Consider the following 13,351-nt stretch of genomic DNA (forward strand, 5'->3'; position numbering starts at 1 on the left):
CGACATTGACAGGTCAAAGGAACCTGCTAAGCGTCAACCCGCCTCGGCAGGAGGGTTCGAGGCGCCCGGATTTCCGGGCTTCTGTCCCTTAGCCGAGAGCACCCTGATGACCAACTCCGCCCAAGCCAATGAGATGGCCAATGCCATCCGTTCCCTCGCCATGGATGCGGTGGAGAAAGCCAATTCCGGTCACCCCGGCCTGCCGATGGGCGTGGCCGACATTGCCACGGTGCTGTTCACCAAGGTGATGAAGTTCGATCCCAAGGACCCCTGGTGGGCCGATCGCGATCGCTTCATTCTATCGGCCGGCCACGGCTCCATGCTGCTCTACGCCTCGCTGTACCTGTTGGGCTACGAGGACATGACCATCGATCAGCTCAAGCAATTCCGCCAGCTCGGTTCCAAGACCGCCGGCCATCCGGAATATCACTTCGCCCCGGGCATCGAGACCACCACCGGCCCGCTCGGCCAGGGCATTGCCAACTCGGTCGGCTTCGCCGTCGCCGAAGCCAAGCTTGCCGCCGAATTCGGTTCCGATCTCGTCGACCACTACACCTGGGTCATCGCCGGTGATGGCTGCCTGATGGAAGGCGTGAGCCAGGAGGCGATCTCGCTGGCCGGGCACCTCAAGCTCAACAAGCTCGTGGTCATCTGGGACAACAACAACATCACCATCGACGGCCGCGTCTCCAACGCCGACTCGACCGACCAGATCGCCCGCTTCAAGGCCTGCGGCTGGAACACCATCGAGATCGATGGCCTCGATCAGGCGCAGGTCGAAAAGGCCTTGCTCGACGCCAAGAAGTCGAAAGACAAGCCGACCCTGATAGCCGCCAAGACCATCATCGGCTTCGGCGCGCCGACCAAGGCGGATTCGCACGGCGTGCACGGCTCACCGCTCGGCGCGGCTGAACTCGCCGGGGCCAAGCAGCAGCTCGGCATCGACTATCCGGCGTTCGAGATCCCGAGCCATACGCTCAACGCCTGGCGCGCTGCCGGCACGCGCTCCGAGAACGCCCGTGGCGATTGGGAAGGCCGCCTCGCCTCGGCCAAGCCCGAACTGCGCGCCGAGTTCGAACGCCGCATCGCCGGTAAGCTGCCGGCGAACTGGAACGAGACCATCGAGACGTTCAAGGCCAAGCTGGTTGCCGACAAGCCGAAGATCGCCACCCGCAAGTCGAGCCAGCTGGCGCTCGAGGTGATCAACAAGGTGCTGCCCGAGACCATCGGCGGCTCCGCCGATCTGACCGGTTCGAACCTCACCAACACGCCCGAGACGCTGCCCTTCACCGCCACCGACCGTGCCGGCCGCTACATGCGCTACGGTATCCGTGAGCATGAGATGGCGGCGGCGATGAACGGCATCGCGCTGCATAAGGGCCTGATCCCCTATGGCGGCACCTTCCTGGTGTTCACCGATTATGCCCGCCCCGCCATCCGCCTCTCGGCGATCATGAGCCAGAAGGTCATCTACGTGATGACCCATGACTCGATCGGGCTGGGCGAAGACGGCCCGACCCACCAGCCGGTCGAGCATCTGTCGACGCTGCGCGCCATCCCGAACCTCCTGGTGTTCCGCCCGGCCGATGCGGTCGAAACGCTGGAATGCTGGCAGCTGGCCATCGAGGCCGAGCAGCCCTCGATCCTCGCGCTCTCCCGCCAGAACCTGCCGGCCCTGCGCACTGCAACGGTGGCCGGCAACCCCTCGGCCAAGGGTGCTTACGTCATCGCCGGCGACCAGGATGCCGATGCAGTGATCTTCGCCACCGGTTCGGAAGTCGCCATCGCTGTCGCGAGCCTCGAGCTGCTGAAGGCGCAAGGGATCACCGCCAAGGTCGTTTCGGTCCCCAGCCAGGAGCTGTTCAACGCCCAGTCGCAGGAATACCGCGACAGCGTGATCGGCAAGCCCAAGGCCAAGGTGGCGATCGAAGCCGGCATCGAGATGAGCTGGCTCAAGCTCTTGGGCGACAAGGGCCGTTTCATCGGCATGCACTCGTTCGGCGCCAGCGCTCCGGCCGAGCAGCTCTACGAGCACTTTGGCATTACGGCGAAAGCCATAGTTGAAGCTGTCATGGCGCAGTTGTAAGAACCGCGCTCTTCTTCTCTCCTCCCTAGAAGTCCCTGAAGGAGCCATCATGGCTGTACGCGTCGCAATCAATGGCTTTGGCCGCATCGGTCGCAACATCCTGCGCGCCATCGTCGAAAGCGGCCGCAACGACATCCAGGTCGTCGCCGTCAACGATCTCGGTCCGGTCGAGACCAACGCCCACCTGCTGCGCTATGACAGCGTGCATGGCCGTTTTCCCTTTGACGTAAAAGTCGAGGGCGATGTGATCACCGCCGGCAACCAGACCTTCAAGGTCACCGCGGTCAAGGATCCGGCGCAGCTGCCGCACAAGGAGCTGGGTGTCGAGATCGTGCTCGAGTGTACCGGCATCTTCACCTCCAAGGAAAAGGCCTCGGCCCACCTCGCCGCCGGTGCCAGGAAGGTGATCGTTTCGGCCCCGGCCGAAGGTGCCGACCTGACTGTCGTTTACGGCATCAACCACGCCCTGCTCGGCAAGGAGCACGTGGTGATCTCGAACGGCTCGTGCACCACCAACTGCCTCGCCCCGATGGCCAAGGTAATGAACGACCTGGTCGGCATCGAGAAGGGGATGATGACCACCATCCACTCCTATACCGGTGACCAGCCGACCCTCGACACCATGCACAAGGATCTCTACCGCGGTCGCGCCGCGGCGCTGAGCCAGATTCCGACCTCGACCGGCGCCGCCAAGGCGATCGGCCTGGTGCTGCCCGAACTGAAGGGCAAGCTGGACGGTATCTCGATCCGCGTGCCGACCCCGAACGTGTCGCTGGTCGACCTCAACTTCGTCGCCGGCCGCAACACCACCCCGCAGGAAATCAACGACGCGCTGATCGCCGCCGCCGATGGTCCACTCAAGGGGGTGATGACCTACACCACCCACCCGCTGGTTTCGAGCGACCTGAACCACGATCCGCACTCGGCCACCATTCTGCTCGACCAGACCAAGGTGACCCAGGGCAACTTCGTCACCGTCATGGGCTGGTACGACAACGAGTGGGGCTTCTCCAACCGCATGGCCGACATCACGGCCGTGTTCGCCAAGACGCTGTGAGAGTGTGACCGCCCACAGAGGATAGGCACATGCCTTCCACAGTGTGCCTCAGTCACAAGCAAGAGTTCGGCTCAGGTCGTGTGACAGACAAGAAGGCCCCGGAATCCGGGGCCTTTGCTTTGGCAGGTGCAGCAGAGGTAATTGGCGCAGGTCCGACCGATCGCTCTCGTCACACCGCCGTCGACTGCCATGCTAGACTTCATACGCGATCATTCGGATGCCGGCGGTGGCGACGGCTGAGTCCGGCAGCACTCGTAGCGCGAAGTTGCGGTCGCCATGCCAAGAGCGACTGGATCGACACCATGACTTACCCCTCTGGGGGTATGCCCCGAACAACGCGGTGACCGCATAACGACGATCGGGCATGGCCTGGATAGCCAGCAGCGCCCCGGAGTTGAGATCATGCGGAGACGGACGTTCATCGGCGGTCTGGCAGCCGGCCTCGGGGTACAGATCAGCGGGACGGCGCTTGCCCAGTCTGCGGCGAAGCCGGCTTTCAAGCTCGTGCTGAAGCTGGGCAAGACCCCGGTGACGATACGGCTCTACACATCCGACGGTGGCCGGACGATCGCAATTCTGGTTCGTGCCGGGACCGAAGATCACTGGCTGAGCGTACACCCGAGCGCTGAGGCGCAGAAAGTTTTGAACCGCGCGGTCAGTGCGGGGACCTTCGTCGTGCGGGGCCCCGACCTGTCGTTCACGGTCGGGTTGCAGCTCTCGGGCGAGGGCGGGACCTTCCGGTTCGAGAGCGACAACAAGAGCGTCACTGGCAATTTCGGGGCCGCGCCCGCGCTTCCGACGGGACGGCGCGGCCTGATCAGCGGAATCGGGGCCGTCATTGCCGGAGCGCTGGTATCGATTGGCAACAAGCTGATCGAACTGGGCCAGGGCTTACACGGGCTGGCCGAAGCGATAGGTGCCATCACCAGTGGAAATTTCACCATTGTTGTCGACGGAAGCGGCGATAGCACCCAGGTGACGGTTTCCCGCGGTAATCCCGCTAACGGCTTTATCGCCGAGCCGGGCTGCAACTCCAATCCGATGATGCTGTGTTGACTGACTGCATTGGCAGGTCCGGCAGGGTTCCTGGACGAGGGCGGCTGCCGTGATCGTCACAACCAACAGGCGCGAGCTTCTTGCCTTTCGCGCCAACCGCATTGTGCCGGGGATTGTCGCCGTCGTCGCCACGCCGTTTGTGGTTGGGCTGGGACACGCCATTACCGCAAGAAGGGATGCCGAGTGGTTCGGGTGGATGCTGTCGGCGCTCGGGCTGGTGATGGCCGTCGGCGGCGTTTGGGCACTCTTCGTCCGACTCACGCTGGAGCTCGACGCTCGGAGCAATTCGGTGAGCTACTCGATCGTGGCACCACTGTTTGCGAAACGCTGGACGATGCCGCTCGATGCGCTGCAGTCCGTCGCCTTCCAGGAGCACCAGACTCCACGTGGCAGCATCTACGCGGTCGTGTTCCAGCCGAGGTCCGAAAGTCCGGCCATGCCGATCCGGGTCAGGGAATTCTGGACGAGAGGTGCTGCGGAAGCCGTTTTGTGGGAGGTGCGTGTATGGTTGGGCAACGCGGGGCATCCGGCGGGAACATCTTCCTGAGCTGAGGACGCGATTGCGGTCTCGCGGCAGATCAGGAGCGCAGGCTCGTACACCCTTGGGGGTATGACGCAAAGGCATGCGGGGCCTAGAGACCAGGTCATTCTGGGTTCGGATCGAGGGCAATGTGCTTCGGAAATTGTTGAAGCTTTTCGGGATCGGCGTGGTCGTCATTGCGGCCGCGATGGTAGCGATCCCCATGTTCGCTGGCGGCGCTGACTACAACACCGATTTTTCGCCGCCGAGCGGGATCGATGCCATCGCCTGGCCCGACACCATCGGCGGAAGCGCCGTCGACGTGCAGGGGCTGGAGCCCGCTCAACTGGCGGAAATGCGGTTGGTAGGCAGTGGCCTTTTCGGCGCGACCGCCCGCTATGGCCAGAAAGCCTCGGTAACAGTGATCCAGACCGGAAATCAGGATCTCCTCGACGCCTACGTGGGAACCGTCAGGCCCAGGCTGGAAGGCTATTCCAACCGATCCAGCGGCAAGCTCAATGGGGCGTGGTGGATCAGGGGCTCCGGCACGCCAGGACGGCTATATGGCTGGCAGAGGCAGGATTGGTTCTACCTCGTCCAGGCCGCTAACGACGATCTCTTCGATGAGGTGGTCGAGAAACTGCCCTATATCTCCGGGAAATAGCACGACTCGAAAGCGTCGATGCGCTGGGATGGCCTCCGGTCCGAGGCGCAGTCAGAGCCCATTGGTGGTGTCGCTCTCTTGGACGCCCTCCGCTGCGCTACGACCCCATTTGTCGATCTCGGTCCCGCACGCCTGGCAGGTCGAGCCGCCCCAGAGCGCCTGTCGCAACGAACTCGGCCGCCGGATTTTCGGAAGGGGCGTCTGACACTTCGGACAGGTGGTCGTTTTTAGATTGACCCCCCATTTGTTCCGTCGCTTCGTCCCCCAGTAGATTATCCCGGCTATGACACCAACAATGGCCAGGTTTTGTACAAGCTCGGTGATTGTCACGGCATTTCCCCCGTGCCGGCGGCTTGCATTGGCACCGCCTTGCGAGAAGTTGTCATTGCCCCGGCCCGATCTGCATCATGTCGGCACTGATCATCCAGGACTCGCCGCTCTTTCTGAAATAGACCAAGGACCGACCGCTTGTCCGCTGGGCTGCCCCGGATGGCGCGACGATTTCCGAGGTCCACTCCCAGTATACAGCCGCTCGATCGGATCCGGCGTCGGCCACGACGGTCGAAAACGCCATGGCATTGCGACCCAGCGAGAAATTGCGCGCGAAGATTGCCTTGATCGCGTCCCTGCCGCTTATCGGTGCTGCGCCCGGCACAACCATGAGGGCGTCGGGCGCGTAGAGACCTGCAATGCTCTCCGCGTCACCGGCAGCGGTCGCTGCCACGAACACTTCCGCGGCATCTCTCGGGGACGGCACACCAGACTGTGCCAAGGCAGGAACTGAGGTCGCGAGAACACTCGCCAAGCTCAAAACTGCGAGCCAGACGGGCATCGCCGCCGCACGTGTCATGTTTCTCAATCGTCCCTCCGTCATGGCGATCTCGCCCTGCTGAGATGGGTAGCTACGAAGCGCGCCGGGGTCATACCCCCCATGGGGTAAGCGTGCGCGGGTTTCGCCGTCAGACCCCGAGCCAGACGCCCACCAGGATACTGGCCAGGAGAGTGGCGATCAGGGCCGGGTAGTCCACGCCGGGGCGACGCAGGATCAGCCTCAGCGTTGCACCGGCCACGCCGAACGCGAGCGAGGCCAGAACCAGCGCACCCCAGACCGGCATGAGAAGGTCGGTTCGTTCAGGTTCGCCTCCGGCATGACGTGCGCTCAGAGCCGTGGGAATGTCGAACAGAAAGGACTCGGTCAGCACGGCATCGACGATGGCGGGCGCCTTGTCATAAAGGGCTTGCGGGACGAGAATGGCGCGGGCCGTGTCATCGTCATCGCGAACGAGCAATTCATGGAGATTGCCCTCGACCCTCCGCCAGATTCCGCTGGGGCGCATGGCCCGGAAGTCAGCATCGATCCGCTTGCGATCCAGGATTTCGACCGGGCGTTCAGTTGCCGGGACAATGCGCGCTGCAAGCTCGACAGCGGGGCCGACCGCAATGACGATGAAGACGCCTGCCAGGAGGGCGCCGATGATGGTCGCTCCCCGGCCCAGCGGGCGGTTGTCGCGCCGGTTGGCTCGCTTGCCAGCCATCGTCGGTCAAAGCACTCGCTCGAGTGCGTCGAGGGCGAAACCAGAATCCGCATAGAACATGAGCTGCCCCTGGGTTGGATGCTCAATGACCTCGGCGCGTTCGCCCAGACGACCTGCGAAGTCACGGACTGTCTGCATGTCGACAACGGGATCGCTGCGTCCGTGCAGCAGCAGCACCGGCTGGCTGGAGGATTCCGCAAGCTCTGACCAATCCTGGACCACCTGATGCGCGTCGATCTCGAAGGCGCGGTGTCCCTGCGTTACGGTAAAGCGATAGCCGTCCCGAAGAATTGCGAAAACCTCGGGGATATTCGCCACATTGAAGTCCACGGGCGCCGATGTGTAGAGCGCCCTCATGAAGGCCCGATCCCCTCCACTGTCGAGAAGGGCAATGCCGGCGCGCATGATCAGCGGAAGCAGCTTCGGCGCGAAACGGGCGGTATGGGCAACGACGCGTTGTCGTGGTGGCATCGTCGCGAACTGCGACGTCGACACAATGGGTACGCCGCCGGAGACGCTGACGATGTGCGCGATGCGCGATCCCAATCTCGCAGCGGCGGCGAAGGCGTACACCGATCCGGCCATGTGACCAATGATCGGGCAGGACGCGATGCCGAAATGATCCATGACGGCGGCGATGTCGGATGCAAAGCGCCAGGGCGCTCCAGGTGCATCACCATCCGGGCTCGACCTGTCGAAATTGGGACGCACCGGACAGATCAGCCGGATGCCCCGTTCCTCGAGAAGCGAGCGAGTGGCGCGTGTGACGCCGTGTCCGTCCAGCATGCCATGGATGAACAGGACGGGTCGGCCGCCGAGGGGACCAATGACGGAGACATCCAGCAACCTCGATGGGGCGAGCATGATCGTCGTTCGCCCGTTGGCCCCGATGCGTCCGGCCGGGCCCAGCAGGTCCGGTGCAGCGTCCATCTGCATCAGCCCCGCGATCATGCGGACGAGTTCGGCCTGGTTGTGAAGCTCGAGCTTGCGAAGCACGGATTTGGTCTGCGTCTTCACGGTCTGCTCGGAGCGCCCCCGCTCCTTCGCGACCCGATTTGCCGGCAGTCCGGCGATGATGCCGCGGGCGATCTCGCACTCGGCGGGCGTGAGCCCGAAGACCTGGCGCAGAAGGTCGCCGATCCTTTCGCTCCATTCTATATCGGCGACCGACAACAGCGCGACGGGCCGGTCGCCGATCGCGGGAGCGCGGGTGAGGGCAACGATGGGTGTCGAGCCGTCATGCGGAGACAGGACCCGCGTAACCGTGAGCAGCCGCCCGGGCGGCTCTTCCGCAATGCGGCCAAGTGCTTTGCGTATGTTGCTCAGGCCGGCTGCTTCAAGGCTGAGCATATCGACCTTGTCACCCGACGAGACACCGAACAGCGCTCGGGCCCTACCGTTGACGGCAATGATGCGGCCGGATGGCTCAACCAGAACAGCGGGGCGAGACTCCCCGTCGACAAGGGCTCCGAGGGAGCGTCCTTCGACGCCCTGCCGCCCGAGGCGTTCCAGAATGGCGAACGCGCGATTGAAGTGCCGTTCGATCTCTGGCTGTCCGGCCTCGAGGTCCAGCTCTCCCTCCTGGGGTGAGGCGGCAAGCACCTCGTCAAGATGAACCTGCCAGCAAGCCATGAGGTCATCGTAGCGATGCGGGTCGATCGTCGACGCATAGACGAGGTCGATAAGTTTGGGCGTGGCCTCCAAGTCTTCCTCCCACCAGCAGCGCCACGCCAGAGTAGATAGGCGCGGTCGCGGATTGGTCGCGGATCGACTGGATTCGCATCGGCAGGCTAGAATAATACCCCGATAGGGTATGATCGAGATCAGGCGCCGCACCACGGCAGAGGCCGGACAGGTTCGATCGGCGCATGCGCCGGGTGGACGCGCCTGGTCTCAAAACCTTCGGCAAAGCCGGCACGACACGCATACCCCTGCGGGAGTATGCGCAGGAATTCCGAGCCCCCTACGATCTGTGGCGAACAGTAGGGGTGACCATGCGAAAACGATCTTTCGTGTATGCGATTCTTGCCGTCGTAACGCTCGCGTCGACGGCTCAGGCCGGTTGCGGGATCGAGATACGTTTCGAGAACAGAATGGACCGCCAGATCACGCTTGATGATCGGCTGACCAAGGTCCGGACGGTCGGCCCCGGGACAAATCCGGTGACCGTGGGTCCATGGCGCCGACTCTTCGACGATGGTTTCCGCCTCCCGGCAAACAGTACGCGCGTGAAGCAGGTCAGTCTGGCCCAAGGCTGCAATGCCGGCTCGCGGCAGTTCGAGTTCGTTTTCGCCGCCGGCCAGGAGATCAGGCAGGTGAACAAGATCGTCGTCATTCCCATCGACAAGAAATTCAACGTCCGCGTCCGGGAGTTCGACTAGGCGCCGGAGATCAGGTGCGCTCGCCGGACCACGTGGCCCTCATGGTGATCGATGACACAGGAAAGGCCGCGAGGTCGATCTCATCGAATTCGAAGGGCCTTTCGTGGGTCCGCCGGCAACGCTGTCGTCGAAAGTCAACGCGCCGCGGACGCCGCTCAGGTCGCATTGAGGATGGAAGTTCTTGGCGCATCCAAGGTTCTGGCGGTCGGGTTGCTGATGTGCCTTGTCGTCCTCCTCAGCACCGGGCCGAGCCATCTTCAGGGCCTTCGAACCGCTGCGCTGTGGCAAGGCAAGCTGAGTACGATGCCGCGCTCGGCGGAACGCATGCCCGGTACGCTCGTGGCCATTGACGCGCGCATTGCTGCGGATGCGGAGCCGGTATTTCGCAGCTTTGTCGCCTTCGTGGCTGAGACGAAGCGCGGTGAAGGCCTTCGCGGCGGCACGTCCTGGTGGATCGAGGAAGAGCAAGCCAAATCGGCATTCGCCGTTGAAACGCCGCAACGCCGACTCTCGCTCGTTGCGAACGACTATGACTTCACGCCGATGCGGGAAGCGATCGTCCCCGGACTTCTCGAACTGGGCGACGTGCTGGTTCTCGACTGGGACCATCACGACTACCGCGAAGAGAACTTCGATGATGGCGCGGCTGCCCATGGGCGGTACCGTGGTCTCGTCGCCACCGAACCGGTCTTTGTCATCGGCACGCTGCTGGGACAGGACCGTATCGACGCGCACTATGTTATGGCCGGCACACGACACGATTTCGAGGCGCTGTTGGCTCGCATGGCAACCGGAGCCGAGGATCCCACCGGGCATTGGTTCATGGTCATATCCGCCGCCGCCGCCGCCGCCGCTGGTCTGATTGTTTGCTGGGGCATCTTTGTTGTCTGGCGCAGATCGACGGTAGCCCCACGCTCACAATAGGCCGAGTGTTTGCCATCCGCACGGCCGATCAGTCGGCTCTTACCCCGCAGGTGGTATGACGAACCGTATTCGTTCTCCTAGTCATGCCGCCGAGCGGCGCTCAGGCCGCTTGCTCGGCCCTCGATCACGAGCCTGCTTCGATCGAGCTGAGAATGGAGACAGCATCATGCACTACCTTCGAATAGTCGCGATTGCGGCCTTGATCGTCGGCGGCGCCACAGGGCCGACGAGCGCTGCCTGCGAGCCCAAGTGCACCGACGGCGACGTGTGCCGCTACAACGCCGAGAACGACACGTACACGTGCAAGGCTCCGCCTGCGAAGCTGATGAGCCACGGACAGTCTCTGGGTTCGGCTCGAGACCAGTCCTCCACGTCGGATTCAGGGACCAGATTGCCCGGCAAATAGTCGGCGCGGTCTCCGGGTCGGAATACTGCAATGGCTGAGCAACGAGAGGCGCGAACGTTTGCAGGAAGATCGGCGCAGCCGGGAGCCCTACGGAAACGTCATGACGAGGCCAGCGCGCGACTTCGAAGCGTGCGCCGGCCTCTCATGGTGGTGCAGGCCGGTCGGCCTTCCTCTATCGGAAGGCCCGCCAGGCCTTCGGAATGAATATCCATTCTCCGTTCACATGGATCAGCCCGTCATAGACCATCCCCGTATCCTTCCCAGGTTCGACGAACTTGAACCCGTAGATGGCGATGCCGGGCCGGAAGTGCCGCTTCTTGTTGCGATATCCACCCGCAAGCTCGCCGAGGTCCGGGCCTCGGACGAGGATTTCCGTCTGATCCTCCGCAGCAGCCGGCTCTCCGGGCAAGAGGTCGGCATATACGGATTTGACGTAGGCACGCAGCTTGTCGGCATCCGCTTTGGTCGCCGAGATCGAGTTGATCTGCGAGGTCGTCGGTTTCCACCGGGTCGCGTTGCCCAGATCCTGACGAAGGGTTTCTGCAATAGTTCGGACCTCGGCCTCGAAGTCACTGGCTGGCGATGGATCGCTTTTCGCGGACGCATCATCTGCTTGCGCCATGACGAGCTCTTCCTTGCCGACACCCGCCGAGCCGTTGATGACCCATCGGCTTATTGCCCGCGGTCCGTTCCCCATCATGTAGTAGAGGGCGACACCGCCACGATCCTCAGGGTCGATGGCGACCGCGGCGAGATAAGTGCCGAGCATGACGCCGATCCCCTGCATTTCCCCGGTCGGGAATGTCCACTGGACACGAAGCGCCGAAGACGACGTGATCCTGTCGATCGACAAGGTGCCGCCATCTTCGATGTGAAAGCTTTTCGCCGCCAACACTCCATCTTTCGGCGTCAGGCGCCCCTGCCTGATCGTCGTCCCCGCAAGTGCGGGCGCCCAACGACCTTCTATCGAGCGGCTGTCTCCGCCCTGGTGGCGGAGCCTGTATAGGTGGATGCTCTTCACGCCTGCGCCGAATGACACCGCGATGGCGCCGGTGCCTGGCAAGGGAACGCCGAAGCCCTGATCGGACGAGCCGTCCTCGTAGATCCATGTCACGTGTTCTGGAACGGAGGCGCTGGTGTGGACCACCGTCATCGTGCCGGGCGGTCCGGGCGCGCCGTCGGGCGTCTGCGATCCGAGGATGTTCAAGCGCATTTCCTGCCGCTCCGGAACGACCTCCGGCCCGGCAGCCACGGGCGCCATCGGTGAACGTTCAGGAACGAGCGCATCGGTTGCGAGCTTGAAGGTGACGTTTGTCTGCGCGCTGGCCGTTGAGTGCAGGAGCGGGGCGAGCGCAAGCAAGCCTGCCAGCGCGGCGGACGACCACAACTGCGGGGCCTTGAGGCCTCCGCGGCTCGATCGGTTGTCCGTGCCACGGAAGGAGAAGCCGTCGCTGTGCAGGGATCGGAATCTGGCGTGCATGTTCGCTCCTTGGTGCGCCGCGCTCTACGCAACCTGCGATGGCAACTGCCCTGGAAGCATACCCCGCCGAGGGTATGACGATCCGCAGGAACGCCTGCAATACAAGGTCTCCAGGACCTATCCAGTGGACGAACTGGTCGTATAGGGAGACTGCCATGAACCCGCGGGTCAAACTTTGGGTGGGGACCGCTGCTGCCGGCCTGGTCGCGGCTGGGCTTGCATTCGGAACCGGAGCGAACAGCAGTGGTATCGACGCCGCACAGGCCAGCATGACCGGCACGGCGGCCAAGCGAGGCGCGCCCGCCAGCGCACCCAGTGGCGGCAAGCCTGTGGCAGGGGTCGCTCAAGCAGGCAGCGGAAACGGCATATGACGCCCTTGGTCAGTTTCGTCATGTCGGTATGGCCGGCCCTGGCCCTCGGCATGCTCGTGGCGGTCATCCTGTTGTCCTACAGGATCGAGAAGCAGTCGCCGGACCTCGCCAACCGGACGGGCGTTCCGCGTTGGGCCATGCTGTTCCACACGATCACTAACCTGAACGTGGCGCGCGACGCGCAGACCCAGCGCCTGCGGAAGATCATGCTCCTGCTGCTGGTCGGGATCGTCGCGCTGTTCGTCGTCGTCGCCTTCGCGGTAGGCACGATCGAGCGAACGGACTGAGCCCGGATCCCTCGATGGAGCAACGCGACGGCAGACGGCCCCGATCATGCTGCGCGCTCTGATACAAGGGGTGCTGCTCCTGCCGGCACTCACCACCGTCGGCGTGCTCCCGATGTTGTTCCTCTCGGTGCCGGAGCTTCTGGCCGACGGAAACATGCGAGGAGCCATGTTCAACGGTTTGGCGTTGCCCGGCTTCCTGGCGCTCGCCGCATCGGTGGCGCTACCACAAGCATGGCAACTCCGACCTGCCGTTCGCTGGACGCTTGTCGCGGGGTTGATCATGGCGGGAGCCGCTTGTGTGCTGCTCGCGCTCATCATGGTGATCGACCCCGGCGGACGCCTGCTCCCGCTTTACAGCCCATTGCAGTTCGCGCTGATCGGTGGCCCCTTTGTTGTCGCGTTCTGGAACCTCTGGCGGCTGACGGGAAAGGCACTTGTCGTCATCGCAGGTGTCTGTGCGCTGGTGGTGTTCTGCGTCGTCGCGTGGGCCGCGCTCGGGCCGTCCTGCATGCGTGACTACGACGCGGCAACCGGCGAACACACCGCCTGCGAATAGTCGCCGGGATCACCCTGCCAAAGGGCGG

13 protein-coding genes are annotated in these 13,351 nt (G+C 63.7%); 9 read left to right on the forward strand and 4 right to left on the reverse strand.

Annotated features, from left to right (window positions below):
- Positions 1–106: 106 nt before the first annotated feature.
- The 5 genes from tkt (at position 107) to VGV07_RS26925 (ending at position 5,383) form a co-directional block, all read left to right on the forward strand.
- A complete protein-coding gene (tkt, locus tag VGV07_RS26905) occupies positions 107–2,086 on the forward strand; it encodes a transketolase (RefSeq protein WP_326871814.1) in 1,980 nt (659 codons plus the stop codon).
- A 49-nt stretch (positions 2,087–2,135) separates the two neighbouring features.
- Positions 2,136–3,143 (forward strand): type I glyceraldehyde-3-phosphate dehydrogenase, encoded by a 1,008-nt coding sequence (gap, locus tag VGV07_RS26910; protein ID WP_326871815.1) that lies wholly within the window; start codon positions 2,136–2,138, stop codon positions 3,141–3,143.
- Between the two features lie 402 nt (positions 3,144–3,545).
- Positions 3,546–4,199, forward strand: a complete 654-nt coding sequence (locus VGV07_RS26915; protein ID WP_326871816.1) for a hypothetical protein — start codon at positions 3,546–3,548, stop codon at positions 4,197–4,199.
- Positions 4,200–4,248: 49 nt separating this feature from the next.
- Positions 4,249–4,746 (forward strand): hypothetical protein, encoded by a 498-nt coding sequence (locus VGV07_RS26920; protein WP_326871817.1) that lies wholly within the window; start codon positions 4,249–4,251, stop codon positions 4,744–4,746.
- 136 nt (positions 4,747–4,882) lie between these two features.
- Positions 4,883–5,383, forward strand: a complete 501-nt coding sequence (locus VGV07_RS26925) for a hypothetical protein (protein ID WP_326871818.1) — start codon at positions 4,883–4,885, stop codon at positions 5,381–5,383.
- Between the two features lie 382 nt (positions 5,384–5,765).
- Here VGV07_RS26925 and VGV07_RS26930 read toward each other — a convergent pair whose 3' ends face one another.
- The 3 genes from VGV07_RS26930 to VGV07_RS26940 form a co-directional block, all read right to left on the reverse strand.
- Entirely contained in the window at positions 5,766–6,107 is a 342-nt protein-coding gene (locus tag VGV07_RS26930) for an SgcJ/EcaC family oxidoreductase (protein ID WP_326871819.1), read from the reverse strand.
- A 235-nt stretch (positions 6,108–6,342) separates the two neighbouring features.
- Positions 6,343–6,918, reverse strand: a complete 576-nt coding sequence (locus tag VGV07_RS26935; protein WP_326871820.1) for a hypothetical protein — start codon at positions 6,916–6,918, stop codon at positions 6,343–6,345.
- Positions 6,919–6,924: 6 nt separating this feature from the next.
- On the reverse strand, positions 6,925–8,622 hold the full coding sequence (locus VGV07_RS26940) for an alpha/beta fold hydrolase (protein WP_326871821.1): 1,698 nt from the start codon (positions 8,620–8,622) through the stop codon (positions 6,925–6,927).
- A 164-nt stretch (positions 8,623–8,786) separates the two neighbouring features.
- Between VGV07_RS26940 and VGV07_RS26945 the strand changes: the two genes are divergently transcribed.
- Both VGV07_RS26945 and VGV07_RS26950 read left to right on the forward strand, forming a co-directional pair.
- Entirely contained in the window at positions 8,787–9,299 is a 513-nt protein-coding gene (locus VGV07_RS26945) for a hypothetical protein (protein ID WP_326871822.1), read from the forward strand.
- A gap of 171 nt (positions 9,300–9,470) precedes the next feature.
- Positions 9,471–10,223, forward strand: a complete 753-nt coding sequence (locus tag VGV07_RS26950; RefSeq protein WP_326871823.1) for a hypothetical protein — start codon at positions 9,471–9,473, stop codon at positions 10,221–10,223.
- A gap of 578 nt (positions 10,224–10,801) precedes the next feature.
- On the opposite strand, the gene VGV07_RS26955 is transcribed toward VGV07_RS26950, so the two are convergent.
- Positions 10,802–12,109, reverse strand: coding sequence for a hypothetical protein (locus tag VGV07_RS26955; RefSeq protein ID WP_326871824.1), 1,308 nt, complete (start codon positions 12,107–12,109; stop codon positions 10,802–10,804).
- Positions 12,110–12,476: 367 nt separating this feature from the next.
- Between VGV07_RS26955 and VGV07_RS26960 the strand changes: the two genes are divergently transcribed.
- The gene (locus VGV07_RS26960; protein WP_326871825.1) at positions 12,477–12,767 is read left to right on the forward strand and encodes a hypothetical protein; all 291 of its coding nucleotides are present in this window, start codon (positions 12,477–12,479) and stop codon (positions 12,765–12,767) included.
- A gap of 46 nt (positions 12,768–12,813) precedes the next feature.
- Positions 12,814–13,323: a hypothetical protein gene (locus VGV07_RS26965; RefSeq protein ID WP_326871826.1), complete on the forward strand. Its 510-nt coding sequence runs from the start codon at positions 12,814–12,816 to the stop codon at positions 13,321–13,323.
- Positions 13,324–13,351: the final 28 nt, after the last annotated feature.

It is taken from the genome of Devosia sp. (genome assembly GCF_035944845.1).
Taxonomy (GTDB): Bacteria; Pseudomonadota; Alphaproteobacteria; order Rhizobiales; family Devosiaceae; genus Devosia_A.

Bases quoted from the DNA above. Each gene is read 5' to 3' on its own strand.
- VGV07_RS26915 (WP_326871816.1), top strand. From the start codon at position 3,546: ATGCGGAGACGGACGTTCATCGGCGGTCTGGCAGCCGGCCTCGGGGTA.
- tkt (WP_326871814.1), top strand. From the start codon at position 107: ATGACCAACTCCGCCCAAGCCAATGAGATGGCCAATGCCATCCGTTCC.
- VGV07_RS26945 (WP_326871822.1), top strand. From the start codon at position 8,787: ATGCGCCGGGTGGACGCGCCTGGTCTCAAAACCTTCGGCAAAGCCGGC.
- VGV07_RS26965 (WP_326871826.1), top strand. From the start codon at position 12,814: ATGCTGCGCGCTCTGATACAAGGGGTGCTGCTCCTGCCGGCACTCACC.
- VGV07_RS26955 (WP_326871824.1), bottom strand. From the start codon at position 12,109: ATGCACGCCAGATTCCGATCCCTGCACAGCGACGGCTTCTCCTTCCGT.
- VGV07_RS26960 (WP_326871825.1), top strand. From the start codon at position 12,477: ATGACGCCCTTGGTCAGTTTCGTCATGTCGGTATGGCCGGCCCTGGCC.
- gap (WP_326871815.1), top strand. From the start codon at position 2,136: ATGGCTGTACGCGTCGCAATCAATGGCTTTGGCCGCATCGGTCGCAAC.
- VGV07_RS26950 (WP_326871823.1), top strand. From the start codon at position 9,471: ATGGAAGTTCTTGGCGCATCCAAGGTTCTGGCGGTCGGGTTGCTGATG.
- VGV07_RS26935 (WP_326871820.1), bottom strand. From the start codon at position 6,918: ATGGCTGGCAAGCGAGCCAACCGGCGCGACAACCGCCCGCTGGGCCGG.